This is a genomic window from Streptomyces sp. NPDC005423, from assembly GCF_040606415.1.
Classification (GTDB): Bacteria; Actinomycetota; Actinomycetes; order Streptomycetales; family Streptomycetaceae; genus Streptomyces.
The window spans coordinates 203,121-226,882 of the sequence record NZ_JBEXET010000004.1; the positions used below are offsets into that span (position 1 = coordinate 203,121).

Genomic DNA, 23,762 nt, shown 5'->3' on the forward strand with positions numbered 1-23,762 from the left:
CCAACTCCCCACCCCCCACCACCACTTGGAGTCCCCGTGGCACATCCGTTCCGCGAGCCAGCGACCTCCGCCCCGACCACCCCGACGGCTCCCTCGCGTCGTACGCTCCTCGCACTCCTGGGGGCGTCGCTCGCAGCGGCACCCCTGCTGCGCGCCCCGCTCGCCTCGGCGGCCACGACGGCGGTGGGGCTCGACGATCCGGCGAAGAAGGAGATCGCCATGAAACTGGTGTCGAGCGCGGAGAACTCCTCCCTCGACTGGAAGGCCCAGTACAAGTACATCGAGGACATAGGCGACGGCCGTGGCTACACCGCCGGCATCATCGGCTTCTGCTCCGGCACCGGCGACATGCTCGACCTCGTCCAGCTCTACACGGACCGCAAGCCCGGCAACGTCCTCGCCAAGTACCTGCCCGCCCTCCGCAGGGTGAACGGCACCGACTCGCACTCCGGCCTCGCCCCCGACTTCTCCAAGGACTGGCGTACGGCCGCGCAGGACACCGCGTTCCAGCAGGCCCAGAACGACGAGCGCGACCGGGTGTACTTCAACCCCGCCGTCCAGCAGGGCAAGACCGACGGGCTGCGCGTGCTGGGCCAGTTCACCTACTACGACGCCATCGTCATGCACGGCGACGGCGACGACTCCACCAGCTTCCGCAACATCCGCGCCCGCGCCCTGCGTACGGCCAAGCCCCCGGCCCAGGGCGGCAACGAGACGACGTACCTCAACGCCTTCCTGGACGCGCGGGTGTGGGCCATGCGGCAGGAGGAGGCGCACAGCGACACCAGCCGGGTCGACACCGAGCAGCGGGTCTTCCTGCGCAACGGCAACCTCGACCTCACCACACCGCTGTCCTGGAAGGTCTACGGAGACAGCTACAAGATCAGCTGACCTCCGGCGGACGGGCGGAGCGGCGCCGGGACCGACCCGAACGGGTCCTGGCACCGCTCCTCCCCCGGCACGGCGGCACGCGCGGTCCCGAGCAGCCGCGTCGGCAGGTCCCCGCCGGACGGGTGCACCGGTGCCGAACACAGCGATGGAGAACGACAGTTGACGCCCGCCGTCGCGCCGGTCAGGGCATGTCTCCGTGCCAGTCGAGCCGGTGCTCGTCGCCCGGCCGGGGCAGGTACTGGGCGCGGCCTCCGGGACCGTAGCGGCCTATCTCGGTGCGCAGCGTGACGCCCTGCCGTACGTCGTCCCGGTCGGTGACGTCCAGGAGCAGGCCGTCGAGCGGTCCGCCCACCAAGTGGGCGTAGACGCGGCCCGCCCGGGGGGCCGCGTCCTCGTGATCGGCTCCGTAGACCCGGCCGCGCATGAACTCCGTCTCATCCATGCCGTCCAGCTTCACATCCGCCACTGACAACGGCGCCGGAGCGAGGCCGACCGGACCACCGTCCGGTCCGGTCACATCCCCGCGCACGGCCGGACGGCGGTCCGAGGGACCGCTTCCTTGTGTCCCTCACCGGTAATACGGAGCCGGCCCGTCCGTGGATGGGTCCCTGCGCGGGCGTCTTCAGGGCCTGCGCAGGACGCGCGGCAGGTTCAGCTGGGAGACGGGTCCGGCGGTGGCCAGCACCGCCGCCGCCGCGCCGGTGCCGAGGACGGCGCCCGCGAGGACGTCGCCGGGGTAGTGGACGCCGGTGTGGACGCGCGAGTAGCCCACGGCGCACGCCAGCAGGCCGAGCGGGACCGTGGCGACCGGCAGGGCGGTGCCGACCGCTGCCGCGAAGGCGACGGCCGAGGCGGTGTGCCCGGAGGGGAAGGACGCGGACTCCGGCATCCGGACGTAGCGGCCGGGGAAGGGCGAGTCCGCGTCGCGGTGCGGACGGGGCCGGCGTACGAGGCGCTTGCCGATGAGGTTCGCGCTCGTCGACGCCACTCCGATCGCGGCGACGCCCAGGATCGCGGCGCGGCGCGACCGGCCGGGGCGCAGGGCGAGCAGTCCGGCGGCGGCGAGCGAGATCTTGGAGTGGTCGGCGGCCCGGGACAGCCGCCTGAGCGCGGAGTCCATGGTCGGGGTGTTGGTGACGGCCACCGTCTCGTAGACCGCCCGGTCAAGGGTGATGAGGTCACGGGCCAGGGCGGTGCCGGGCACGCGGACGGGTCGCTGACGGTCAGGCATGGTTCGGCTTCTCCTCGGTCGTGAATGAGTAGGGTCGGCCCAGCGCCACGCGGACGATGCGCCACCAGTCGACTGCGGGCATCACGTAGGGGGCTCCTGGACGGTTTCGCGGCACCCGGACCCTGAGGGCTTTCGGGCGTACCGTGCACACGACGGGGGTGGGCAGGACGAGCGCCTCACCGTCCACCGCCACGGGCACCTCCTTCTCGTCGGACTCGACGACCACCCGGCGGGACGTCAACGCCGTGATGCTGCCCGCCTGTTCACCGCGGAGTGCCATCTCGGCGGCCTGGGCGGCGCTCTCGACGCGGATGCCGATCACGCCGAGGGCGCCGGTGTCGAGGCGGGGTCTGCGTCCGCCGCCGAAGAGGTCGGCCCGGGCGTAGGGGTTGTTGCTGATGAGCAGTGCCTGCGGTTCCTCCAGCCGGGCGTCGTCGGTGCGGACCGCCACCCGCGAGCCGGCGTCGCCGAGCAGCAGGTCGGGCATCCGGTCGAGGGCGGTGGTCGCCTTGGCGTCCCGGTACTCGGGGCTCTGCACGATCTCGGCGTACGCCCCGAAGGCGACCGTGTTCACGAAGGGCACGCCGCTGACGTCACCGAGGTCGATGCGGATCTCCACGCCGTCGGTGAGGGCGTCCAGGCTCAGTTCCGGGGCGGCCCGGTCCAGGCCGAGGTCCATGGCGAGGTGGTTGCGGGTGCCGGCCGGAATCACGAGGAACGGCACGCGGTGCTCGGCGGCGACGGCCGCCACCAGGGCCTGGGTGCCGTCGCCGCCGGCCACGCCGAGCAGGTCGGCGCCTTCGCGGACCGCCTGCCGGGCCAGCTGTGCCGGGTCCGTACCGCCCTCGGGGTCGAGCAGGAGGACGCGGGCGCCCAGTGCCTCGGCCCGTTCGACGAGCTCGAACCGCTCGACCTTTCCGCCGCCGGACTTGCGGTTCATGATCAGTACCGGCCGCCTCGGCGCCGCGGTGTTCCGGGTGTGCATGCCGCGCGGTCTGCGCAGGAGCCGTAGACAGGCCCGCGCGCTGGCCGCGGCCGAGGCCCACAGGGCGAGGGCGCCGAGCGCCACCGCCCACAGACCGGTCTGGGCATAGAGCACCGCGACGCCGGTGGGCGCGGCGAGGACCAGTAGCGCGCCCAGCGCGCGGGCGACGCCCCGGTGGGCCACGGCCCACCAGAGGGCTCCCGCGGTCAGGGCGAGCCCGGCGAGTCCGAGGAGCAGCACCAGCCAGCCGCCCGAGTCGGCCCCCGACACCACCACGGCGAGGGCTCCGGCGACGCAGAGCAGGGCGACCCGGGCCCAGACCCGGGCCATGCGGGCGTCGGCGCTCCGGCCGTCCACGACCTCCGCCGCTCCCGTGGTGGGGGAGTGCTTCCCGGCGTGTTCGGTCCGCCCCGGGGTGTCACCGTTCTGTGCGGCCGGTGCCATCGGTGTCCCTCGCTGCCTCTCGTCCTCGCGTCTCCGCACATGATCGCGACCATGTGCCGGCCCGGCATCCTCGCAAGCCCTCTCCGGGAGGGGCAAGGCGGGGCGGCGCCGGCCGCGCGAGCCGGACCGTGTCGCCCGGATATTCGATCACGATACGGCGGCCGGGACGCACCCGTGCCGGCCGTGGGCACCCGCAGGGGAACCGGGGCAAAGGGTGGCACGGTCAATCGGCGTTTCCCTAAGATGGGTTGCCCGCCGGGTCGTTCGGCTCGGCGCAGCCGGTAGCTGGGGGAAATGATGGAGCCTGGCCAGGGGTTATCCACGTCGATCGATGCGACGGTTCCGACTGCCGCCCGGATGTACGACCACTATCTGGGGGGCAAGGACAACTACGCGGCCGACCGGGCGGCCTGCGAGGAACTGGACAAGGTGGTACCCAGCACGCGGGCCCTGGCGCTGAACAACCGCCGTTTCCTTCAGCGGGTGGTGGGCACCCTGGCTACGGAGTTCGGCATCAGGCAGTTCCTCGACCACGGTTCAGGCCTGCCGACCCAGAACAACGTGCACCAGGTGTCACAGCGCGTCGATCCTTCGTCACGGGTGGTCTACGTGGACAACGACCCCATGGTGTTGGTGCACGGCCGGGCCCTGTTGGAGCAGAACGACCGGACCGCCGTCATCCAGGCGGACCTGCGGGAGACCGACCTGATCTTCTCCCACCCCGACACCCGGCGCCTGATAGACGTGTCGCAGCCGGTGGCGGTGCTGTTCAACTCGGTGTTCCGCTGCATCCCGGACAGCGACACCGACGGGCCGCTCGCGGTGATCGAGCGGGTGGCGGAGCGGCTCGTGCCCGGCAGCTGTCTGGTGATGTGCCAGCTGGTCAGTGAGGACCCCGAAGTCCGTGCCTTCGTCACCGATTTCATGGACCGGGCGACGCAGGGACACTGGGGCCGGGTGCGTCAGGAGAAGGACGTGGCGGAGTGGTTCGCCGGTTTGGAGATCCTGGAACCGGGGCTCGTGGAGGTGTCCACCTGGCGGCCCGACAGCGAGTTGATACCCCGTCAACTCACCAAGGAATGGATCGAGTTCGGCGGTGCGGGCCTCATCCGGTAGACGGTGTGCCCGGTGCCGCGCTAGGAGTCGGCGCGGTAGCGCTCTATCGTCTCGCGCAGCCGGACCAGGGAGTCACGGGGACTGAGGGCCTCGTCACCCAGCCGGTCGAGCACCAGCCGGTACTCCTCCGTCTCGTCCAGGTCCTCCAGGAACGTGGCGCTCTTGATGTGCTCCAGGTAGACGATGTCGGGCAGTTCGAGGCCGCCGAACCGAAGATAGGTGACGGGGATGGCGGGTGCGGAGGCGTTGGTGACGTCGAGCGGCACGATCTGGACTGTCACGTGAGGCCGTTGGGCCATGTCGACGAGGTGCTCCAGTTGTTCGCGCATCACCGTGCGGCTGCCGAGAACGCGCAGCAGCACCGACTCGTCGACGACCGCCCAGAGTTGGGGCGCGTTCTCCCGCTCCAACAGGTCACAGCGGCGGGTGCGCAGTTCCACCCGGCGATCCACCTCGCGGGCCGGCGCGGTCGGCAGCCCCCGCTCCACCACGGCCTGGGTGTAGGCCCGGGTCTGCAGGAGGCCGGGCACGTACTGGATCTCGAAGGTACGGATGGTGACCGCCGCCTCCTGGAGTCCGACCAGCCGGTCGAACCACTCGGGCATCAGCCGTTTGTCGTAGCGCTGCCACCACCCGGGCTCACCGGCGCGCTGCAACAACTGCAGGAGCACGGACGCCTCGTGGTCGCCGGTCTCGTACAGCTCCAGCAGGGCCCGGATATCGCCCTCGACGGGCGGACGGCGACTCTTTCCCGCCTCTATGCGCGACAGCTTCGCCGCGCTGAACCCGACGGCGCGGGCCGCCTGTTCCTGGGAGAGGCCGACGTCCTCGCGGATGCCGGCCAGCTGCACGCCGACCAGCATCTTCAGCAGAGTCGGGGCGGGCTGGGCGCGGTTCAGATACGGTTCGAGGCGGGAGACACGAGCTGGCTCGGCGGACATGCTGGCTCCCCCGTAGAAAGGCAGACGACAGGCCGTATTATCGCATCCCGGCCTGCCGTGCCGCACACTTCGGTGCGAGGAGAACCCCAACCGGGCCCGCCTCGCGGTCCGTTGGACGTCACACCAGGTGGTCGAAGTCTCCGTCCCGCACGCCCGCCAGGAAGGCGGCCACCTCGGCCGGCGTGTAGACCAGCGCCGGGCCGTCGGGGTCACGGGAGTTGCGGAGCGCCACGTCTCCCTCGGCCAGGACGGCCACCTCGACACAATTGCCCTCGGCGTTGCTGTGCCGGCTCTTCGTCCAGCGCACCGGCAGCTCGCTCGCGCGCACCCCGTTCGGCACTGATGCCATGTCGGACTCCTCACACCTGTCTCGATACCATCCGCGCAATTTCCCGTGAAATTGCACGAACATGTCCTGGGCGTGGATAATAGCGGTGTCGTCAACCCGCGGGCTGGCGCCCCCTCTTGACGTCGGATCAGGGAGAAGCCGTGTCCTTGTCTGCGCATCCAGCACCTGGACCGGCCCGCAGTATGGGTGTTCCGCGAGCGGGCGGGATCGCACGACTCGGGGCGACGCGATCGGTCACCCTGCCCCTGACCGGCACCCGGCGAGGCTGCTCCCAGGCCCGCGACTTCACCGAACGCACGCTGTCCGCATGGTCGTTGGACACCTGCCGCGAGGACGCCCGCACGGTCGTCAACGAACTCGCCGCCAACGCACTGCTGCACGCCTTCACCGAGGAGGAAGCGGCCTGCCTGAAGCTGACGTTGCGCCCCGCCCACCTGGTGTGCGCCGTCATCGATCACAGCGACCGGCCGCCCGTACGACTGCACTTCACCGACCTCTTGCGGGAGCACGGTCACGGACTCCACATCGTCGAGGCGCTCTCCGAACACTGGGGCTGGACCCGGCGGTTCCCGGCGGGCAAGACCGTCTGGGCCATGCTGCCCATCCGGTCCCGGGACTGACCCGGCAGCGGGAGGAAGGGGCCGCATGCGCGACCCTGCGAACGGCGGGCACCCGCATGACGCCTGACCGCACCGCCGCGGCACCTGCCGCGCGGGAGAGACCCCTATTGGACGTCACGGCCGTGCGGTGGCACGAGTTGCGGGACTCGACCGGCTCGGCCGCCGCCATCCCGTTCCTGTTCGCGGCGATCGCCTCGGGTGACGCGGCGGCCGCCGAGTCCGGGCTGGACCGGCTCGGCCACCGCATCTGCCAGTACGACTTCGTGGTGGGCGAGGCGACCGCTCCCGCCGTGCCCTTCCTCTGGGACCTCGCCGAGCAGCCGCGCGTCACCTGTCGTACGCGGGTCCTGCGGCTGCTCAGGCACATCGCCGACGCACGACAGTGGGAGATCACGGCGGCGGCCTACCCCCGGCTGCTGCACCGGCCGGAGAAGTACGTCACCTGGGAGAGCGCCGCGCGCGAGGCGGTACGCGCCCAGCGCGACGCCATCCCGCGCCTGCTCACCGAGGACGACCCCGACGTCGTGCGGGCCACCGCGGAACTCGCCTCGGCACTGGCCCGCTGACGTCTCGGGGCAACGGGCGGTGAGCGGACCGAGGACGATGACGAGGACCAGGGCGACAAGGGCGCGGGTGCCCTGGGCGTGCGGCGCAGCGCTGCCTGAGGTTCCCGGGTGGAGCCGGCCGGCGCGGTCGGCGGCGGCGCGTCCGCCGGGTCTGCCGAGCCTCGCGGGGGCGTCAACACACGGACGGGCCCGGGCAGTTCGGCGGCGATCCGCCCGGGCTCCGTGAGGTCCGGTGGGAACAGGCCCGGCGGTCAGACCTCCAGGACGCTCTCGATGCGCTTCAGCGCGTGCCGGGCCAGGGCCAGGTTGCCGCGGGTGCGGTCGAGCGCGAGGTAGAGGAAGAGGCTGCCACTGCTGCTCACCAACGGGCGGATCAGGTGGTACTGACGGCCGAGGGTGATCAGCATGTCCTCGACCGTGTCGTTCATGTCGAGGGTGGCGAGCGTGCGCTGCTTGGCGCGTACGACCTCGGTGTTGCCGGCGGCGGCGACCTCCAGGTCGAGCCCCTGGCCGCCGCCGAGCGTGCCGAGCGACATACCGCTCTCGTAGTCGACCAGGGCCACCCCGATGGCGCCCTCGATGGTCATGGCTTCCTTGAGCGCGGTCTCGACGTTCATGATCTTGCCCTTCACGCTGTACGACCAGAAGTAACGAGCTGTCAGAAAAAGACAGCCGAACACCCTGTTCTGACTGTTTCATCTGAAACTACTGTGCTGCATGTCATCATGTGAAGAGTTACTGAAGAGGTGCTGGTGTCGTCACTCGAAGCTTCCCTGTCTCCACTGGTCGAAGCCCCGGGAGTATCCACCGTCGCCCTCGTCGATGCGGTGACCGGGCTGACCTACAGCCGGGCCGGCGCGGGAGAGGCCGACGGTGTCGAGTACTGCGAGTTCGCCACGCTGGTCGGCGACCGACTCCACGCGGCCGGTGCGCAGGGCGAATTGGAGAGCATCGTCATCACCGGAGCCCGTCACCACCTCGTGCTCCGCACCGTTCCCCAGCCGGGCGACCCGCTGCTGCTGGCGGCCGTCCTGGAGCGGGACCAGGTCAATCTCGCCTTGGTGCTGCGTCAGTTGAGCGCCTACACGACCGGACCCCGGCCATGAGCGGCCGCCATGCCGGCCCGCGCAATGTCCCCGCCCTGCTGAACGGCCTCAGCGAGGAGAAGTTCACCGGTACCGTGCTGGTCTCCGGTTCACCGGGAGGAACGATTCATCTCCGCCAGGGTCTGATCGCCTCGGTCGAGACACCCGGGGCTCCGACCCCCGAATCCATCCTGCTCCGGTCCGGCCGGGTGGACGACGCCGCCTGGGCCCTCGCGCGCACCGCGCCGGACGAGGAGGTCGGGGTCCTGCTCGCGGCCCGGGGACTGCTGGGCCGGGAGGAGTTCGAAGTCGTGTGTACGGCCGCCGTGTTCGACGGCGCGTTCGCGCTCGCTCTGAGCCCGCTCGGCACCTGGGAGGTGCACGATCCGGCTCCCGCCGTGATCGGCGGACCGGCCGTCGAACCGCACCGGCTGGCGGCGGAGACGACACGGCGGATGGCGCTGCTGGCCCAACTGTGGGGCCCGCCCGCGGAGTTCGCGCGCACCCGGATCCGCCCGACGGAACCCGCGTCGACCACCCCGGTCCCGCCCCGCTACGCGGAGCTGCTCGGTGCCGCGAACGGGCGCCGCACACCGCGCGACATCGCCTTCGCGCTGGGGCGCGGCCTCTACCCGGTCATGCTCGACCTGGGGCGGATGCGCCTGCTCCGTCTCGTCCGGCACGACGTCCCCGAGACGTCGGGCCGCCCCAGCACGGCACCCCGCACCCCCGACCCCACGGCGCAGAGCGTGCCGTCGGTGACACCGTCCCAACTGCCCCGGCGCACCCCGGGCGCACACGACCCCAGACGATCGGGCGGCATGTGAGTTCCAGCAGGCGCAGAGCGGCCCGGCGGCGTCATCTCGCCCTGGCCCGCTCCCTCAAGGCGGAGCGAGTTCCCGAAGCAGCTCTCCCGCCCCTCCCCGGCCGCACGCGCGGACACGGCACCGCACCCTCGTGTCCACCGGGCGATCTCAAGGACCACCGACCCGGTCTGGACCTGTTACGGCGCGTGCAGGACGGCCTTCACCGTCTGCCGTGAGCGGAACAGCGGGCGCAGCACCGGACCACACCTCGAGACCCAGGGAAACCCATGCACGACACCACCAGCCCCGAGCCGCTCGTCGCGATCCTGACCAGCCTGCGCGACGAGGTGATGGGGGTGAGCGAGAGCGTGCTCTCGACCGGTGACGGCCTTCTGGTCGCCGCCGACGCCGACGCCGTGCACCCGGAGTCGATCGCCGCCCTCGCCGCGGCGACTCTGGGCCTGGGCCGGCGCATGGCGGAGCAGACCAAGGCGGGCTCGCTCAGGGAGGTCGTCATCCGCTGCTCGGGCGGCCATGTGATCAACCTCGCCGTCGGTGACCGCGCCCTGCTCACCATCCTGGGCGACGACGGCCTGGACCTTCCCTCGCTGCAACGGGCGTTGCCCGCCGCCGTCGAACAGCTGGCCAAGATCCTCGACGCCGACACGGAGTGACGTCCGCCCCCCCCGGGGCCGTACGGCGTGAACCGATGCGCCGAGGGTAGGAAAGCAACGCCCGGACGGGGACGGTCGGACGGTCCCGGCGCGGCGGAGAGAGGACGGTTGGGCGATGGCGCAGGACGGGGCTGCCGGGGGCGGGTTCGAGGCGGTCGTCGTGTACGACGGACGTGTGCTCCTGGTGAACGCCGAGCCGGGGCAGCAGAGTTGGGAGCTGCCGTCGGGTGTGCCACAGCAGGCCGAGTCGGCGCGGGCCGGCGCGGCGCGCGTGGTGTATGAACTCACCGGCTACCTGGTCGACGGTTCGTCGGTGCTGCACTCACCGGCGTCTCCCGCGGCGGACCAACGGTCGTCCGTGATCTGCCAGTTGCTGACCGAGGACCCTTCGGGCAACGCGCGCCTCACCCCGGAACAGTTCCGCTGGGTCCCGTTCGCGGAAGCGATCGCCACCGGACTGCCCGAGACGGTACGTACGTACTTGGAGGGTCACACGCCGGTGTAGGCGCCCGCTCGCGCGGTCAGATGGTCGAGCGGGCGGGCGAGTCGTCCGCGCACGGCAGCGGCTTCCCGCCGTGCGCGGTGGATCGTCGGGAGGAGGGGGCGCCGCCGCGCGAGGCGTGTGGCGTCCGTAGCGACGGGGCTCTGTGCAGCGGGTGTTGACGGTCTCTCGGCGCGCCCTGCCGTGGCTCATCACTGCTCCGTCAGCGGCCTGTCAGTGGCTTTTCCAGCCCGCGATCGTCGGCAATACCTGCTCGGCGACGCGGAACAGGGCCGCGTCGTCGGGCGGTACGTCGTCCTGGCGCCAGATCGCCACGTCGAAGGTGCCGCCGCCGTCCTTCGGGTCGCGGGCGACCACCAGGGTGCGGGCGATGCCCCCCGGGCCCGTGTCCGCCTTGCCGCCGCCCAGGTCGAAGGTGAAGGCGATGGTGCGGTCCGAGTAGAGGATGGCCGCGTGGCCCAGCACCGCTCTGCTCACCGCGGTCTCACCGAGGTAGCGCATCAGCCCGGAGACCGGGAGTTCGTCGTCCGACGCCGTCAGTTTGACGGAGTACGTGGCCAGTTGGACCTCCGCCTCAGGGGTGGAGACCTTGGAGCCGCCGGCCAGGGTCAGCACGCTCTCGTCGCCGTCGGCGTTCAGCGCGTGTTCCTTCGGCGTCCCGAGAAGGGCCGCCAGATCGGGGCGGTTGAGCGCCTCGCACAGCTGCGCTCCGGTCACCGCCGAGCCGGAGGACACCTTCCCGGGCGTGCTCGTGGGCGTACCCGAAGGGGAACAGACAGCCGGCTCGCTCTCCGCCCGTGTCTTCGGGAAGACCTTGTCCAGCCCCCACATACCGCCGATGATCGCCCCGACCACGACGACCGCCGCCACCGCCTGGACCCCCGCTCTCGTGCCCTTTTCGGACGCGCCGAGACCGTCTGACATCTTCCCCACCCCGCTGTGCCCCCGCTGTGCGCACCCCACGCGCGCGGGGAGGAGCCTAACCGGTGATCGTCCGCCGAGAAAGGGAGCTGAGGCCACGGGCGTTGTCAGTGGTGGGAGGCAGGATGGCCGTCATGACAACACGTGCTGCTGTGATCGTGGATGCCACCGCCTACGCGCAGGCGGTGGAGGACGCCGTGCGGGCCTCGGCCGCCTACTACGCGGAGGGTACGTCCGTACTGGACGACGACGCCTACGACCGTCTGGTGCGCGGTATCGCGGAGTGGGAGGCCGGCCATCCCGACCAGGTGCTGCCGGACTCCCCGACCGGCAAGGTGGCCGGCGGCGCGGTCGAGGGGGACGTCCCGCACACGGTCGCGATGCTGAGCCTGGACAACGTGTTCTCGCCCGAGGAGTTCACCGCCTGGACCGCGTCCCTGGCCCGACGCCTGGGCCGGGACGTGGAGCGGTTCAGCGTGGAGCCGAAGCTCGACGGACTGGCGGTCGCCGCCCGCTACACCCGGGGCGGACTCAGCCGGCTCATCACGCGCGGCGACGGGACGGCCGGGGAGGACGTCTCGTACGCGATCGGCACGATCGAGGGCCTGCCGCGGGAGCTGAGCGAACCGGTCACCGTGGAGGTGCGCGGTGAAGTCCTCATGACGGCGGCCCAGTTCGAGCACGCCAACGAGGTGCGCACCGCGCACGGCGGCCAGCCGTTCGCCAACCCCCGTAACGCGGCGGCGGGCACACTGCGCGCCAAGGACCGCGCCTACACCGTGCCGATGACGTTCTTCGCCTACGGACTGCTCCCCGTGCCGGACACCGAGGACCCGCTCGCCGCCCGGCTCGCCGAGCTGTCCCACAGCGAACTCATGCTGCGCGCGGCCGAGTTGGGGGTGAACACCACCGCCGGCACCGCCGTGCCCGGCAGCACCGCCGACACGGTCGCCGAGGTCCTCGACCGGGTGCAGGAGATCGCCGGGCTGCGCCCCGGGCTGCCGTTCGGGATCGACGGGATCGTCGTCAAGGCCGATCTCGCCGCCGACCAGCGGGCCGCCGGTTCCGGGTCACGGGCGCCGCGCTGGGCGATCGCCTACAAGCTGCCGGCCGTGGAGAAGATCACCCGGCTGCTGGCGGTGGAGTGGAACGTGGGCCGCACCGGCATCATCGCCCCGCGTGCCGTGCTGGAGCCGGTCGAGATCGACGGCTCCACGATCACGTACGCGACCCTGCACAACCCGGGCGACATCACCCGCCGTGACCTGCGGCTGGGCGACCATGTCATGGTCCACCGGGCCGGTGACGTCATCCCCCGCGTCGAGGCGCCCGTCGCCCATCTGCGCACCGGCGAGGAACAACCCATCGTCTTCCCCGAGGTCTGTCCGCGCTGCGGCTCCGCCATCGACACCGGCGAACAGCGCTGGCGCTGCGAACAGGGCCGCAACTGCCATCTGGTCGCGGCCCTCTCGTACGCGGCCGGGCGCGACCAGCTCGACATCGAGGGCCTCGGCCACACCCGGGTCGTCCAACTGGTCGAGGCGGGACTGGTCAAGGATCTGGCGGACCTGTTCGCGCTCACCCGGGAGCAGTTGCTCGGCCTGGAGCGCATGGGTGAGACCAGTACCGACAACCTTCTCGCGGCGCTCACCACGGCGAAGAGCCGGCCGTTGTCGCGGGTGCTGTGCGCGCTCGGGGTGCGCGGCACCGGACGGTCCATGTCCCGCCGTATCGCACGGTACTTCGCGACGATGGACGGCATCCGGGCCGCCGACGCCGAGACGATGCGACGGGTCGAGGGCATCGGCACCGAGAAGGCCCCCTCGATCGTCGCCGAACTCGCCGAACTGGCCCCGCTCATCGACAGACTCGCCGCGGCCGGGGTCAGCATGAGCGAGCCCGGCGCCACCCCGCCCGCCCCGGCCCACGAGTCCGACACCGGCGCCGCGTCCCCCGCCGACTCCGCTCCCGGCACCGGCTCCGGTGAGGCGGGGAACGAGACGGCGGGCGGCCCGCTGACCGGTATGACGGTGGTCGTCACGGGCGCCATGACCGGCCCGCTGGAGAAGCTCAGCCGGAACCAGATGAACGAACTGGTCGAGCGGGCGGGCGGCCGCTCCTCCTCCAGCGTCTCCAAGAAGACCGCTCTGGTCGTCGCCGGAGAGGGTGCGGGTGCCAAGCGGGCGAAGGCGGAGAGCCTCGGCGTCCGGCTCGCCACCCCGGACGAGTTCGCCGCCCTGGTCGCCGACTTCGTCGCCGGCTGAGCCCGCCCCAAGTCGCGGCAGGAGTGCGTCACATCACAGCGCGGGGCGCCACGGGGGCGGGAACAACCGCGGGCGGCCTGCCGTTCCCGTGTATGTGGCTGCGGAGGGGACAGTGTCCCCGGGCCTCACCCATGGCCCATGGGGAAGATCGTACGGCTGAAGCCCATTGGAGCTCCCCGCCGAGAGGCGACCGCCCTCCGCACGCCACCGCCTGACGGCCCCGGCTGGTCTCCCCCGTCCAGCCGGGGCCTTCTCTCTGGCATGCGTCAGGACGCCGAGTCCTTCTTGCCGGTGGCCGCCTTGTACGCCTGGGTCGGGGTCATGGCGACTCCGTTGAGGCTCACCGTCCGATAGGTGCTGACCTGGGCGCATTTCTTGGACTGGTCGGCTGTCTCCGCGTGGGCGTTGGACGTGGCGGCCTTGGTGTCCGCCGGGGAGGGGGACGCGGTGCTGCCGGGATAGGTGGTGCCGCTGGTCCAGTCCGCGCCGATCACCAGGGTCAGGCCGGTGCCGGTGCCCTGCTTCAGGTGCGAGGCGGAGAGTCCGAGCGCGCCTGCGACGGTCTGTGCCTCCGCCTTCTGTCCGGTGCCGTAGGTGAGCGTGGTCGTGGTCGCGCTGCCGGGGGCGTTGCCGGTGGTCGTGTCGGAGCTGAAGCCGCCGTCGACCAGAGCGGTGGCGACGGTGGAGGCGCGGCCGGTGACCGCGGTGCCGTTCTCGACCGTCACGGCGATCCGCGCGGCCGGTACGGCGGACGCCGTGGCGGTGGCGGTGGCGGTCGCGGAGGCCGCGGCGGACTTCTTGCCGGACGCGCCGGTCAGGGACTGGTCGTTGGCGATGGTCGCGAACAGGCTCTTCGCGCCGGAGGTGGGCACGACCCGGTTGTTGTCGTCGGGGTCCGCAGCGGTCTGCATGGTCGCGAACGTGATGCGCTTGGCGGGCACCTTGTCCAGGTCGGCGGCGAGCGAGATCAGCTTCTGCACGCTGCCCAGACCCGTGTCCACGGTGAGCGCCTTCGTGGCGGCGTCGGCCAGCTTGTAGACGGCGGTCGGGTCGGTGAGGGTGCCGGCACTCTTGAACTTGCGGATCATCGCGCTGAGGAAGAGGTGCTGGGTGACGGTACGGCCCAGGTCACTGCCGTCGCCGAAGCCGTGCCGGGAGCGGACGAACTCCAGGGCGGCGACCCCCTTGAGCGTGTGGGTGCCCTTGGCGAGCTTGAGATGCGAGTACGTGTCGTAGACATCGGCGTCGACACACACCGACACCCCGCCGACCGCGTCGGACATCTTCACCACACCGGAGAAGTCGAGCTGCACGAAGTGGTCGATGGGGATGCCGGTGAGCTGGTGCACTGTCTTGACCTGGCAGGCCTGTCCGTACCGCAGCGCGCTGTTGATCAGGCCCGTGTAGCCGGCCGTGGAGGTGTCGGTCTCGGTGTTCTTGCAGGCCGGGACCGAGGTGACGGTGTCGCGCGGGATGCTCATCACGGTGGCGTTGGAGCGGTCGGCGGAGATGTGCAGCACCATCTCCACGTCCGCGTTGCCGTTGCCGGACTGCACACCGGTCGTCGAGCAGCCGCCGCCCAGCTTGCAGTCGGTCGTGCTGCTCCTGGCGTCGCTGCCCATCACCAGGATGTTGATCGGCGTCCGGCCGAAGGCGTCGGCCTTCTCCGCGCCGCCGGCGCCGTCGGAGATCGCGACGCTGTGGATGTTGCCGTTCAGATGCTGGTAGAACCACCAGCCGGCGCCGCCGGTCACCAGGAGCAGCAGCGCCAGGGATATACCCGCTATCCGCAGGGCCCGTCTGCCGCGCCGTACCGGCCTGGCACGCCGGCTCGCCCGCGCGCGGCCCTTCGGGCGCGAGCCGCCCCCCGCCGCCGCTCGGGACGCGGCCCGCGCTCCGGCCCGGCCGCCGTCCGACGGCACGCCGCCGGTGCCGCCCGCGCGCTGCCCCGGCACACCGTCGGTGCGACCACGTGTGGCGCGGCCGACGGGTCCGTCATCGAGGTCGGTCATCTGGCACTCCCACGAAACGGTCGGGCCGGTCAGGCCATCGATACGGTGGCCCGAAGCGCGCGGCCGGGTGCGACAGGCGGGGCGGGATTGCCGTCCGGCTGGCGTGGGTGCGCAATATAACCACCGAAGATGAGAATCCTCAGAGCCTCCTCTCATACACAGCGGCCCGCCGCGCCGACCGGTCCGCTCTCGTCCCGATAGGTGCGCTTCACGGCCTCTGAACCGCTGTGCGCACAGGGGGGCCACCCCCGACCGCTCTGACCAGGCCGATCACATACGCCCCGAGGTTCCCCGGGGCCCCTGTTCCCAGGGCCTGGTACCAGGGGCATCCGGGGCGAAGCCTCATCCGGCGCGGCCTCTGCGCCCAATACCCCCCACGGGTATACTCGGCCGGCGTCGCCGTCTCGGGAGGGGTGAGGGTCTGTGGATGCGATCAGCGATGCGCTGTCGATCGCGGGATCGATGACCTGGGAGGTCACCTGGGCGCTGATCCTGGGTTTCACTCTCTCCGCCGTCGTACAGGCGGTGGTGCGCAGGGCTACGGTCGTACGGCTGCTCGGCGACGACCGGCCGCGCACGCTCGCCCTCTCCGCCGGGCTCGGCGCGGCCTCCTCGTCGTGCTCGTACGCGGCCGTGGCGCTCGCGCGCTCCCTCTTCCGCAAGGGCGCCGACTTCACCGCGGCGATGGCCTTCGAGATCGCCTCCACCAACCTGGTCGTCGAACTCGGCGTGATTCTGGCCCTGTTGATGGGCTGGCAGTTCACCGCCGCCGAGTTCGTCGGCGGCCCGGTCATGATCGTCGTACTCGCCGTGCTGTTCCGGCTCTTCCTGCGTGAGCGGCTGCTGCGCGAGGCGCGGGAACAGGCCGAGCGCGGGCTGGCCGGCTCGATGGAGGGGCATGCGGCGATGGACATGTCGATCGCGGGCGACGGCGGCTTCGCCCGCAGACTGTTCTCCGGGGGCGGTTTCACCTCCGTGGCGCACATCTTCGTCATGGAGTGGGCGGCGATCCTGCGCGACCTGGTGGCCGGGCTGCTGATCGCGGGCGCGATCGCCGCCTGGGTGCCGGACGACTTCTGGCACACCTTCTTCCTGGCGGGCCACCCGACGGCCGCCAAGCTGGTCGGCCCGCTCATCGGGCCCCTGGTCGCCATCGCCACCTTCGTCTGCTCGATCGGCAACGTGCCGCTCGCCGTGGTCCTGTGGAAGGGCGGCATCAGCTTCGGCGGAGTGATCGCCTTCCTCTTCGCCGACCTCCTGATCCTGCCCATCCTCACCATCTACCGGAAGTACTACGGCGCCCGTATGGCGGGCTTCCTGCTGGTCACCTTCTTCGCGGCGATGGCCGTGGCGGGCTACCTCGTCGAGTTCCTCTTCGGCGGCCTCGGCCTGGTCCCCGACCAGGCGGACGCCAAGGTGCCTGACAGCGGGGTGAGTTGGAACTACACGACGTGGCTCAACATCGTCTTCCTGCTGCTGGCCGCGAGCCTGGTCGTACGCTTCCTGCGCACCGGGGGGCCTGCGATGTTGCGCATGATGGGCGGCTCACCCGAACACGAGAAGCACCATCACTGAGCGTCCGGGCGGCAGTTGACGGTGCGGGTGTCACATTCGTGGGGCGGTCGGTGTCTTCATGCCGAGCGGCTGAACGGCTGCACAGGCGGACAGCCTGAGACGTCCGAGGAGGACACCATGGCCCTGCGCGTACCGAAGGCGGAGATTCCCACCGAGCTGAGCGAGAGCATGATCGAGCGGTTCGGTGCCGTGCCCGAACCCGTCCGGGCAACCTGGCACAACCCTCAAGTCGCCACCGCATCGATGGAGTTGGGCAGCAAGGTGGGCGAGTGGGACGCGGCCGACGAGAGTCTCAAGTCGTTCGCGCACATGGCCGTCGCCGCACAGGTCGGCTGCGGCTTCTGCCTCGACATCGGCTACTTCCAGGCACAGCACCAGAACCTCGACCTGACCAAGGCGAGCCAGGTACCGCGCTGGCGGGCGTCGGAGGTGTTCACCCCCGCGGAGCGGGACGTCATGGAGTACGCCGAGGCCATGACCAACACCCCGCCCACCGTCACCGACGAACTGTCCGCGCGGCTGCTCGACCGGCTCGGCCCGGCGGCGATGGTCGAACTCACCGCGTTCATCGCCTTCGTCAACTTCGCCACCAGGTGCAACACGGCACTCGGGGTCGAGTCGCAGGGCTTCTCCAGCGCCTGCGCCGTCCCCCTGGCCACCCGCCCGGAGACGCTCGGCGCAGTGACCCCGGTATGACCGAGGACCCGTTCGTCGCCCACCGCGGCCTGCTGTTCACTATCGCCTACGAGATGCTCGGCTCGGCCGCCGACGCGGAGGACGTGCTCCAGGAGTCCTGGCTGCGCTGGGCCGCCGTCGATCACGCACAGGTCCGCGAGCCGCGCGCGTACCTCGTGCGGATCGTCACCCGGCAGGCCCTGAACCGGCTGCGCACCCTGTCGCGGAGCCGCGAGGAGTACGTCGGCGAGTGGCTGCCGGAACCGCTGCTGACCGCTCCCGACGTGGCCGAGGACGTGGAACTGGCGGAGAGCGTCTCGATTGCGATGCTCACCGTTCTGGAGACGCTCGGGCCCACGGAACGCGCGGTGTTCGTGCTCCGTGAGGTCTTCGACATGCCGTACGGGGAGATAGCCGAAGCGGTCGGGAAGTCCGCGGCCACGGTGCGGCAGATCGGGCGGCGGGCCCGCGAGCACGTGGCGGCCCGCCGGCCGCGGACGCGGGTCAGCCGGTCGGAACAGCGGGCGGTGGTGGGCCGCTTCCTCGCCGCCCTGCGCAACGGCCAGGTGGCGGAGCTGATGGAGGTACTGGCACCGGATGTGGTCCTGATCGCCGACGGGGGCGGGATCGTGAACGCCGTACGGGCACCGGTCCACGGCGCGGAACTCGTGACGAGGCTGCTCGCCCGCGCGGACGCGGTGGCGGCGGATTTCACGACGACGACCGTGTACCTCAATGGCGCGCCCGCGGGCCGCGTCGAGATCGGTGGCGAACTGACCGCGATCAGCCTGGCGGTCGAGGGCGGGCGCGTCACCCACGTGTACATCATGCGGAACCCGCGGAAGCTGACCCGACTGGAGGAACCCGCCGAACTGGCCCGGTAGGAACAGGAGTTGAGCTCACCCGGAGCGAGCACACCGCCGCTGTCACCCTGTCACCTTGTCGACAGCGGTGACAGCGGCCTCCCCGTCCTTGTCCCGCTGTGCGTGAGCCGGTAGCCCGGCCGGTACAGCTGGACGTCGCGTCGGACACCGGCCCCTCGCGACCGGGTCAGGCGTCCGTGACGGTCACGGTGACCGGTGTGCCCGTCTCGACCGTGCGGCTGACCGTGCAGAGCCGGTCGTGTGAGGTCCTGACGGCGCGCGGCAGGATCGTCCGGGCACGGTCGCCGGACTCGCCCTCCGGGAACGCGACGGAAAAGGTGACCGCCAAGTCCGCCATCCTGTTGCCCAGTTCGTCGCTGACCTTGTCGCCGGTCACGGTGACGACGAACCGGTCGGGCTCCACGTGTCGGCTCGTCGCCACGTCGACATCGGCGGCCGTGCAGCCTCCGACGGCGGCGAGCAGCAGCTCCACCGGCGTGAAGGCGGAGGTGCCGTCGGGGTCGGAGGACGTACCGAAGCTGATCGTGCCGCCGCGCGCGTTCGTCGCGGTGAAGTGGCCGGTGCTGGTCCGCTCGATGGTGACCAGGCGCTGGGAGTCTTCGCTCATGGCGACGACAGTAGTGCCGTGTCAGTGGCCCGTCCTCGACTGGTCCGTCGACACGACGACCTGGGCCTCCCGGGGACACTCCCCGATATCGACAACCACTGACCTGACCTGATCGACCTGGAGTTCCTTCCCGATCGTTCCCTGGGGGTGCGACCCTCGTACGGGGCATATGTGCGCGCTGTTGTGCGCCGACAACTCACTGCCTGCTTCCATGGACACAACACGGCGGGAGCTGTGTCGGCACAGTATGAGTAACATCCGCCACAACAACGCACCGTGAACTCTGGAGGGTCTCCCATGTCCGAAAGCCCGCCGCAAGCCGCTGACTTGAAGGCGCAGTACTCCGCCCAGCTGACCACCGACCTGGAGCGCAACGCCCGGGAGCAGGACCGCCTGAGCGCCGAACTGGCCGCGCTACAGGCACACTTGGAAGCCCTGCGGCAGGACCGGGAGCTGCTGGCCGGCATGCGGCAGGCGCTCGGCACCGAGGAGGCGCCGGCGGCACAGGCAGCGGACACACCGCGGGCGAAGACCGCGCCGACGGAGACAGCGACTGCCGTCCCCGGTGGCTCCGCCGCCGTCCCCGCGCCTCGCCGGGGCTCGTCGGGTCGCCGCACCCGGCCCCGCAAGCAGGAGCCCGCGCCGAGCCGTAAGCCCGCGCCGACGCCGGCCGTCAAGGCGTCCAAGCCGCCCACCCTGGGCGAACTCATCCGCGAACACCTGCTCCGGCAGTCCGAGCCCCGGTCCGCCGCGGAAGTCACCGGCGCTCTCGCACAGGCCCATCCCGAACGCGCTGCCAAGGCCAAGGTCGTCCGCATGGCTCTGGAGGGTCTGGTCGCCAAGGGCCGGATCCAGCGCACCCGGCAGAACAAGTCCGTCTTCTACTCGGCGGTCGAGGCCGAGCCCTCGGTGACAGCCGAAGCGGACGAGGCGGCCACGGCCGACCCCTCGTAGCGAATCCGCCCAACTCCCCTTGGGGATAAGTCGGTTCCCTGCCTCCGCCAGGTGAAGCGGCATGTCACCAGGGGGCCGGGCCCGGCGGGCGGGGGCACAGGCCGATCGGCACCGGCTGCCCAACAGCCGACACCAACGCGGAACTTCGTCCTCGGGCGACGGCGCCTCGGTACGCTCCGTCGGCCGCGCTCCGCCCACGGCGCCCGCCGGACACCGGGTGCGGAGAGGGCGCGGCCCACTCCTCCCCCGGTCCGCGCCGCGGTGTCGCCTCATGATTGGCTGGCCCCGGCCACCGCGGCCCACGCACAGGAGGACATCTCAGCCATGAGCAACCCCTATTCGTTCGACTACAAGGTCGTCAGTTTCCGGGAGTCGCTGATCGGGGACGCCCTGGACAGCGACAAGCTGGAGAAGGTCCTCAACAAGCACGCCGAGGACGGCTGGGGCCTGAAGACGATCACCTCCGCCGACGTCAAGGGCCGCATCGGTCCCGGCGCGGTCGAGGGCCTGCTCCTCACCTTCGAGCGGCCCCGCGGCTGACCGACGCCACCTCCAACTTGCCTTGTGTGCTGGGCGAGTTGGAGGTGGTGGGCCGGTTGAGGGCAGGCCGGCTGCCTCAAGGCGGCCCGTACGGCGCGTAGGGTCCCGGGATCTCCCCCGAGCCCCGTGGGATCAGTTCGGTGGGCATGACCACCGTGCGGGGCGCCGAGACATCGCCGTGGATACGGGCGAAGAGAAGCCGCGCGGCGTTCGTCGCGAGCGCGACCGGGTCCTGGGCGATGACGGTGACCGGCGGCGTCAGCTGCGCGGCGAGGGCGAAGTCGTCGAAGGCGATGAACGCCACCGTGGCGGGCAGCACGGCCAGCGCCCCGAACGCGAGGACCTCGTTGCCCGCCAGGATCGCGGTGGGCGGCCGTGGTGCGGACAGGAGCTCGGTGACGGCCCCCGCCGCGCCGGCACCCGAGCGCACTCCGTGCCGGACGAGCGCCGGGTCGGCGTCGACACCGGCGGTCTCCAGGGCGGCCAGGTACCCGCGGTGGCGTTCCCCGAAGGTCCAGATCTCGGGCTTGTCACCGACGTAGCCGATACGGCGGTGGCCGTGCGCGATCAGATGGCGGACGGCCTCCTTCACCGCGCCGAAGTTGTCCACCACCACGGCGTCCACGTCCAGCCCCGGCGCCGCCCGGTCCACACACACGATCTTGGTTCCCCGCGCCTGGGCCGAGCGCAGCACACGGTGGCCGCCGGCGACCGGGGTGAGGATCAGGCCGTCGACGCGGCGGGCGGTGAAGGCCGCGATGACCTCACGCTCCCGGCTCGGATCGGCGCCGCTCGAGCCGATGAGGACCATGCTGCCGCACTGTCTGGCGACATCCTCGGCGGCGGACGCGACCGCGGCCATGAAGGGGTCGGCGACGTTGTCGACCATCAGCCCGATCGTCTGGCTCAGCCGGTCCCGGCGGCGCAACTGGCGTGCCACGTCGTCGCGTTGGTATCCCAGTTTGCGTACGGCGGCCGTCACACGGGCGGCGGTGCGGGGAGCCACGCCCACGTCGCCGTTGACGACCCGGGACACCGTCATCACGCTGACGCCCGCCTCCGCGGCCACGTCCTTCATCCGGGGGCGGCCGGGCACCTCGTCAACTCTCCGTTCGTACACGGGCCTTGACGCCCACTCAAGGGCCTCCCAGAATCGACGAGTTGTTAACGATACCAACCAGAAGGCACAACATGGCCTCTGCAAGGGAACCACTTCTCGCGGCACACGGTGTGGTCAAGCGTTTCGGCCACGTCCAGGCGCTCCAGGGCGCCGACTTCACGGCGTACCCCGGAGAGGTCGTGGCACTGATCGGCGACAACGGCGCCGGCAAGTCGACTCTGGTGAACGTACTGTCGGGCGTTCTCGCCCCCGACGCCGGGGAACTCCTGCTGGACGGGGCGCCGGTGCGGTTCGCCGGGCCGATGGACGCGCAGCGCCGCGGCGTCGAGACCGTCTACCAGGATCTCTCCCTCGCCCCCGACCTGGACGCGGCGGCCAATCTGTACCTCGGCAGGGAGCTGGTGCGCGGTGGGCTCCTGGGCCGGCTCGGTGTGCTGGACCGGCCCACGATGCGCCGGGAGGCGGTCCGGGCCTTCGGTGAACTGGGGGTCGAGCTGAAGGATGTGACGGCAGCTGTGACAACGTTGTCCGGCGGTCAACGGCAGTCCGTGGCGGTGGCCCGGGCGGTGGCGTTCGCCAACAAGGTCATCTTCATGGACGAACCGACCGCCGCCCTGGGTGTCGTGCAGCGCGCCCGGGTCCTGGAGACCGTCAGGCGGGTCGCCGACCGGGGGGTGTGCGTGGTGCTGATCAGTCACAACATGCCCGAGGTGCTGTCGGTCGCGGACCGGGTGGAGGTGCTGCGGCTGGGGCGGAGGGTCGCCTCCTTCACCGCGGCCGAGACCTCGATCGAGGAGTTGGTGGGGGCGATGACCGGTTCGCTGGACGACCCGGCGCGGCCCGGCGCGGTTCCCGCCGCACCGCGCTCCGCCGAGGCGGCTCGCGGGGAGGACGGCCGATGAGCGCCGACAGCCGGGGCGTGCGGACGGCCGCCCCCGTGGAGGACCCGGCGCACTCCGACAGTGCGGGTGGCGGAGGCGGCACGCTGCCACCGTGGCTGCGGCGGGCCGCCGGGATCAGCGAACTCTGGACGTTCGTGATCCTGGTGGCGCTGGTCGCGTTCTTCACGATCGCCGCGCCGGGCAAGTTCTTCACCACGTACGACCTGACCCAGATCGCCGTCAACGCGGCCATCTACCTGGTGCTCGGCGTCGGCATGACGTACGTGATCATCACCGCGGGCATCGACCTGTCGATCGGCTCGGTACTGGTGCTGGCCGCGGTGGCGGCGGGCGAGTACAACATCCACCACGGCGGACCCACCGCGGGCTGGGGCACGGTCGCGGTCTCCGTCCTGATCGCGCTGGCCGTCGGCACCGCGTGGGGGGCGCTCCAGGGCGTGGTGGTGGCCACCGGGAAGGTGCCCCCGCTGATCGTGACGCTCGGCGGACTGGGCGCGGCGCTCGGGCTGGCCGAGCTCGCCACCGGCGGCCAGGACCCGGCCGGCGCGGCGGCCGCCCATCTCCAGGACAGCCTCGGTTTCGGCAAGGTGCTCGGCATCCCGTGGATGGTGATCCTGGCCGCCGTGGTCACCGCCCTCTTCGGGGCGCTGCTGGGCGCCACCAGGTTCGGCAGCCACACGCTGGCGATCGGCTCGAACCCGACCGCCGTACGACGGGCCGGCATCCCGGTGGGACGCCATCTGGTCAAGGTCTACGGCCTGATGGGGCTGCTGGCCGGACTGGGCGCGGTGATGTGGCTGGCGTCGTACGGCACGACGTCCATCGCCGGGCACTCCACCGACAACCTCAAGGTGATCACCGCGGTGGTGCTCGGCGGTACCAGCCTCTTCGGCGGGCGCGGATCGGTGCTGGGCACCGTGATCGGCGTCTTCATCCCCGCGGTGCTCACCACCGGACTGATCGTCATCGGCGTCCAGCAGTACTGGCAGGACGTCGCGGTCGGCGTCGTCCTGGTCGCCGCCGTCTACATCGACCAGATGCGCCGGAGAACCCGCGAGCGCGCATGACCATCCCCGCCGCCTCGGTGGCCCACGAGTA

At 71.3% G+C, this 23,762-nt stretch carries 26 protein-coding genes; 16 read left to right on the plus strand and 10 right to left on the minus strand.

Features of this window, described 5'->3' with window-relative positions:
- Positions 1–36 precede the first annotated feature (36 nt).
- The gene (locus tag ABZT12_RS08755) at positions 37–891 is read left to right on the plus strand and encodes a chitosanase (RefSeq protein WP_356379577.1); all 855 of its coding nucleotides are present in this window, start codon (positions 37–39) and stop codon (positions 889–891) included.
- 181 nt (positions 892–1,072) lie between these two features.
- Here ABZT12_RS08755 and ABZT12_RS08760 read toward each other — a convergent pair whose 3' ends face one another.
- The 3 genes from ABZT12_RS08760 to ABZT12_RS08770 all read right to left on the minus strand — a co-directional run bounded on the left by ABZT12_RS08760 (position 1,073) and on the right by ABZT12_RS08770 (position 3,437).
- Positions 1,073–1,333 carry a hypothetical protein gene (locus tag ABZT12_RS08760; RefSeq protein WP_356379580.1) on the minus strand — a complete coding sequence of 87 codons (261 nt, stop codon included), beginning with the start codon at positions 1,331–1,333 and terminating at the stop codon, positions 1,073–1,075.
- A 180-nt stretch (positions 1,334–1,513) separates the two neighbouring features.
- Positions 1,514–2,122 (minus strand): phosphatase PAP2 family protein, encoded by a 609-nt coding sequence (locus tag ABZT12_RS08765; RefSeq protein WP_356379583.1) that lies wholly within the window; start codon positions 2,120–2,122, stop codon positions 1,514–1,516.
- Positions 2,115–3,437: a diacylglycerol kinase family protein gene (locus ABZT12_RS08770; RefSeq protein WP_356379727.1), complete on the minus strand. Its 1,323-nt coding sequence runs from the start codon at positions 3,435–3,437 to the stop codon at positions 2,115–2,117. Before ABZT12_RS08770 ends, ABZT12_RS08765 begins: the two co-directional genes overlap by 8 nt.
- A 411-nt stretch (positions 3,438–3,848) precedes the next feature.
- Here ABZT12_RS08770 and ABZT12_RS08775 point away from each other — a divergent pair, with 411 nt between their 5' ends.
- Entirely contained in the window at positions 3,849–4,667 is an 819-nt protein-coding gene (locus ABZT12_RS08775) for an SAM-dependent methyltransferase (protein ID WP_356379730.1), read from the plus strand.
- A 20-nt stretch (positions 4,668–4,687) separates the two neighbouring features.
- On the opposite strand, the gene ABZT12_RS08780 is transcribed toward ABZT12_RS08775, so the two are convergent.
- Positions 4,688–5,608, minus strand: coding sequence for a helix-turn-helix transcriptional regulator (locus ABZT12_RS08780; RefSeq protein ID WP_356379586.1), 921 nt, complete (start codon positions 5,606–5,608; stop codon positions 4,688–4,690).
- A gap of 118 nt (positions 5,609–5,726) precedes the next feature.
- The gene (locus tag ABZT12_RS08785; RefSeq protein ID WP_356379589.1) at positions 5,727–5,957 is read right to left on the minus strand and encodes a DUF397 domain-containing protein; all 231 of its coding nucleotides are present in this window, start codon (positions 5,955–5,957) and stop codon (positions 5,727–5,729) included.
- Positions 5,958–6,139: 182 nt separating this feature from the next.
- Between ABZT12_RS08785 and ABZT12_RS08790 the strand changes: the two genes are divergently transcribed.
- Positions 6,140–6,577, plus strand: coding sequence for an ATP-binding protein (locus tag ABZT12_RS08790; RefSeq protein WP_356379592.1), 438 nt, complete (start codon positions 6,140–6,142; stop codon positions 6,575–6,577).
- Positions 6,578–6,684: 107 nt separating this feature from the next.
- On the plus strand, positions 6,685–7,143 hold the full coding sequence (locus ABZT12_RS08795) for a hypothetical protein (RefSeq protein ID WP_356379595.1): 459 nt from the start codon (positions 6,685–6,687) through the stop codon (positions 7,141–7,143).
- Between the two features lie 251 nt (positions 7,144–7,394).
- Here ABZT12_RS08795 and ABZT12_RS08800 read toward each other — a convergent pair whose 3' ends face one another.
- Positions 7,395–7,760 carry a hypothetical protein gene (locus tag ABZT12_RS08800; RefSeq protein ID WP_356379598.1) on the minus strand — a complete coding sequence of 122 codons (366 nt, stop codon included), beginning with the start codon at positions 7,758–7,760 and terminating at the stop codon, positions 7,395–7,397.
- Between the two features lie 135 nt (positions 7,761–7,895).
- Between ABZT12_RS08800 and ABZT12_RS08805 the strand changes: the two genes are divergently transcribed.
- From ABZT12_RS08805 to ABZT12_RS08820, 4 genes are all read left to right on the plus strand, one after another.
- Positions 7,896–8,249, plus strand: coding sequence for a hypothetical protein (locus ABZT12_RS08805; protein ID WP_356379601.1), 354 nt, complete (start codon positions 7,896–7,898; stop codon positions 8,247–8,249).
- Positions 8,246–9,055, plus strand: coding sequence for a hypothetical protein (locus ABZT12_RS08810; RefSeq protein WP_356379604.1), 810 nt, complete (start codon positions 8,246–8,248; stop codon positions 9,053–9,055). The genes ABZT12_RS08805 and ABZT12_RS08810 overlap by 4 nt, the downstream gene beginning before the upstream one ends.
- A 266-nt stretch (positions 9,056–9,321) precedes the next feature.
- Positions 9,322–9,708 carry a roadblock/LC7 domain-containing protein gene (locus ABZT12_RS08815; protein WP_356379608.1) on the plus strand — a complete coding sequence of 129 codons (387 nt, stop codon included), beginning with the start codon at positions 9,322–9,324 and terminating at the stop codon, positions 9,706–9,708.
- Between the two features lie 115 nt (positions 9,709–9,823).
- Positions 9,824–10,213, plus strand: a complete 390-nt coding sequence (locus tag ABZT12_RS08820; protein ID WP_356379611.1) for an NUDIX domain-containing protein — start codon at positions 9,824–9,826, stop codon at positions 10,211–10,213.
- Between the two features lie 210 nt (positions 10,214–10,423).
- Here the strand turns inward: ABZT12_RS08820 and ABZT12_RS08825 are convergent, their stop codons facing one another.
- Complete coding sequence (locus tag ABZT12_RS08825; RefSeq protein WP_356379614.1) at positions 10,424–11,134, minus strand: DUF6215 domain-containing protein; 711 nt, start codon at positions 11,132–11,134, stop codon at positions 10,424–10,426.
- A gap of 131 nt (positions 11,135–11,265) precedes the next feature.
- Between ABZT12_RS08825 and ligA the strand changes: the two genes are divergently transcribed.
- Positions 11,266–13,395 carry an NAD-dependent DNA ligase LigA gene (ligA, locus tag ABZT12_RS08830; protein ID WP_356379617.1) on the plus strand — a complete coding sequence of 710 codons (2,130 nt, stop codon included), beginning with the start codon at positions 11,266–11,268 and terminating at the stop codon, positions 13,393–13,395.
- 266 nt (positions 13,396–13,661) lie between these two features.
- Here ligA and ABZT12_RS08835 read toward each other — a convergent pair whose 3' ends face one another.
- Positions 13,662–15,407, minus strand: a complete 1,746-nt coding sequence (locus tag ABZT12_RS08835) for an LCP family protein (RefSeq protein WP_356379620.1) — start codon at positions 15,405–15,407, stop codon at positions 13,662–13,664.
- Positions 15,408–15,830: 423 nt separating this feature from the next.
- Between ABZT12_RS08835 and ABZT12_RS08840 the strand changes: the two genes are divergently transcribed.
- From ABZT12_RS08840 to ABZT12_RS08850, 3 genes are all read left to right on the plus strand, one after another.
- Complete coding sequence (locus ABZT12_RS08840; protein WP_356379623.1) at positions 15,831–16,982, plus strand: permease; 1,152 nt, start codon at positions 15,831–15,833, stop codon at positions 16,980–16,982.
- A gap of 117 nt (positions 16,983–17,099) precedes the next feature.
- A complete protein-coding gene (locus ABZT12_RS08845) occupies positions 17,100–17,678 on the plus strand; it encodes a carboxymuconolactone decarboxylase family protein (protein WP_356379626.1) in 579 nt (192 codons plus the stop codon).
- Entirely contained in the window at positions 17,675–18,541 is an 867-nt protein-coding gene (locus tag ABZT12_RS08850; protein WP_356379629.1) for an RNA polymerase sigma-70 factor, read from the plus strand. The genes ABZT12_RS08845 and ABZT12_RS08850 overlap by 4 nt, the downstream gene beginning before the upstream one ends.
- A 166-nt stretch (positions 18,542–18,707) precedes the next feature.
- Here ABZT12_RS08850 and ABZT12_RS08855 read toward each other — a convergent pair whose 3' ends face one another.
- The gene (locus ABZT12_RS08855; RefSeq protein WP_356379632.1) at positions 18,708–19,148 is read right to left on the minus strand and encodes an OsmC family protein; all 441 of its coding nucleotides are present in this window, start codon (positions 19,146–19,148) and stop codon (positions 18,708–18,710) included.
- Positions 19,149–19,445: 297 nt separating this feature from the next.
- Between ABZT12_RS08855 and ABZT12_RS08860 the strand changes: the two genes are divergently transcribed.
- Positions 19,446–20,102 (plus strand): hypothetical protein, encoded by a 657-nt coding sequence (locus tag ABZT12_RS08860; protein WP_356379634.1) that lies wholly within the window; start codon positions 19,446–19,448, stop codon positions 20,100–20,102.
- A gap of 324 nt (positions 20,103–20,426) precedes the next feature.
- On the plus strand, positions 20,427–20,642 hold the full coding sequence (locus ABZT12_RS08865) for a DUF4177 domain-containing protein (RefSeq protein WP_356379637.1): 216 nt from the start codon (positions 20,427–20,429) through the stop codon (positions 20,640–20,642).
- A gap of 76 nt (positions 20,643–20,718) precedes the next feature.
- Here ABZT12_RS08865 and ABZT12_RS08870 read toward each other — a convergent pair whose 3' ends face one another.
- Positions 20,719–21,738: a LacI family DNA-binding transcriptional regulator gene (locus tag ABZT12_RS08870; RefSeq protein WP_356379640.1), complete on the minus strand. Its 1,020-nt coding sequence runs from the start codon at positions 21,736–21,738 to the stop codon at positions 20,719–20,721.
- Between the two features lie 95 nt (positions 21,739–21,833).
- Here ABZT12_RS08870 and ABZT12_RS08875 point away from each other — a divergent pair, with 95 nt between their 5' ends.
- A complete protein-coding gene (locus ABZT12_RS08875; RefSeq protein WP_356379643.1) occupies positions 21,834–22,664 on the plus strand; it encodes an ATP-binding cassette domain-containing protein in 831 nt (276 codons plus the stop codon).
- Positions 22,661–23,731 carry an ABC transporter permease gene (locus tag ABZT12_RS08880; RefSeq protein WP_356379645.1) on the plus strand — a complete coding sequence of 357 codons (1,071 nt, stop codon included), beginning with the start codon at positions 22,661–22,663 and terminating at the stop codon, positions 23,729–23,731. The genes ABZT12_RS08875 and ABZT12_RS08880 overlap by 4 nt, the downstream gene beginning before the upstream one ends.
- Positions 23,732–23,762 lie beyond the last annotated feature (31 nt).

Coding starts and splice junctions, on each gene's coding strand:
- ABZT12_RS08760 (WP_356379580.1), bottom strand. CDS start 1,333: ATGGATGAGACGGAGTTCATGCGCGGCCGGGTCTACGGAGCCGATCAC.
- ABZT12_RS08765 (WP_356379583.1), bottom strand. CDS start 2,122: ATGCCTGACCGTCAGCGACCCGTCCGCGTGCCCGGCACCGCCCTGGCC.
- ABZT12_RS08770 (WP_356379727.1), bottom strand. CDS start 3,437: ATGGCCCGGGTCTGGGCCCGGGTCGCCCTGCTCTGCGTCGCCGGAGCC.
- ABZT12_RS08775 (WP_356379730.1), top strand. CDS start 3,849: ATGGAGCCTGGCCAGGGGTTATCCACGTCGATCGATGCGACGGTTCCG.
- ABZT12_RS08780 (WP_356379586.1), bottom strand. CDS start 5,608: ATGTCCGCCGAGCCAGCTCGTGTCTCCCGCCTCGAACCGTATCTGAAC.
- ABZT12_RS08785 (WP_356379589.1), bottom strand. CDS start 5,957: ATGGCATCAGTGCCGAACGGGGTGCGCGCGAGCGAGCTGCCGGTGCGC.
- ABZT12_RS08790 (WP_356379592.1), top strand. CDS start 6,140: ATGGGTGTTCCGCGAGCGGGCGGGATCGCACGACTCGGGGCGACGCGA.
- ABZT12_RS08800 (WP_356379598.1), bottom strand. CDS start 7,760: ATGAACGTCGAGACCGCGCTCAAGGAAGCCATGACCATCGAGGGCGCC.
- ABZT12_RS08810 (WP_356379604.1), top strand. CDS start 8,246: ATGAGCGGCCGCCATGCCGGCCCGCGCAATGTCCCCGCCCTGCTGAAC.
- ABZT12_RS08815 (WP_356379608.1), top strand. CDS start 9,322: ATGCACGACACCACCAGCCCCGAGCCGCTCGTCGCGATCCTGACCAGC.
- ABZT12_RS08820 (WP_356379611.1), top strand. CDS start 9,824: ATGGCGCAGGACGGGGCTGCCGGGGGCGGGTTCGAGGCGGTCGTCGTG.
- ABZT12_RS08825 (WP_356379614.1), bottom strand. CDS start 11,134: ATGTCAGACGGTCTCGGCGCGTCCGAAAAGGGCACGAGAGCGGGGGTC.
- ligA (WP_356379617.1), top strand. CDS start 11,266: ATGACAACACGTGCTGCTGTGATCGTGGATGCCACCGCCTACGCGCAG.
- ABZT12_RS08835 (WP_356379620.1), bottom strand. CDS start 15,407: ATGACCGACCTCGATGACGGACCCGTCGGCCGCGCCACACGTGGTCGC.
- ABZT12_RS08845 (WP_356379626.1), top strand. CDS start 17,100: ATGGCCCTGCGCGTACCGAAGGCGGAGATTCCCACCGAGCTGAGCGAG.
- ABZT12_RS08850 (WP_356379629.1), top strand. CDS start 17,675: ATGACCGAGGACCCGTTCGTCGCCCACCGCGGCCTGCTGTTCACTATC.
- ABZT12_RS08855 (WP_356379632.1), bottom strand. CDS start 19,148: ATGAGCGAAGACTCCCAGCGCCTGGTCACCATCGAGCGGACCAGCACC.
- ABZT12_RS08860 (WP_356379634.1), top strand. CDS start 19,446: ATGTCCGAAAGCCCGCCGCAAGCCGCTGACTTGAAGGCGCAGTACTCC.
- ABZT12_RS08865 (WP_356379637.1), top strand. CDS start 20,427: ATGAGCAACCCCTATTCGTTCGACTACAAGGTCGTCAGTTTCCGGGAG.
- ABZT12_RS08875 (WP_356379643.1), top strand. CDS start 21,834: ATGGCCTCTGCAAGGGAACCACTTCTCGCGGCACACGGTGTGGTCAAG.
- ABZT12_RS08880 (WP_356379645.1), top strand. CDS start 22,661: ATGAGCGCCGACAGCCGGGGCGTGCGGACGGCCGCCCCCGTGGAGGAC.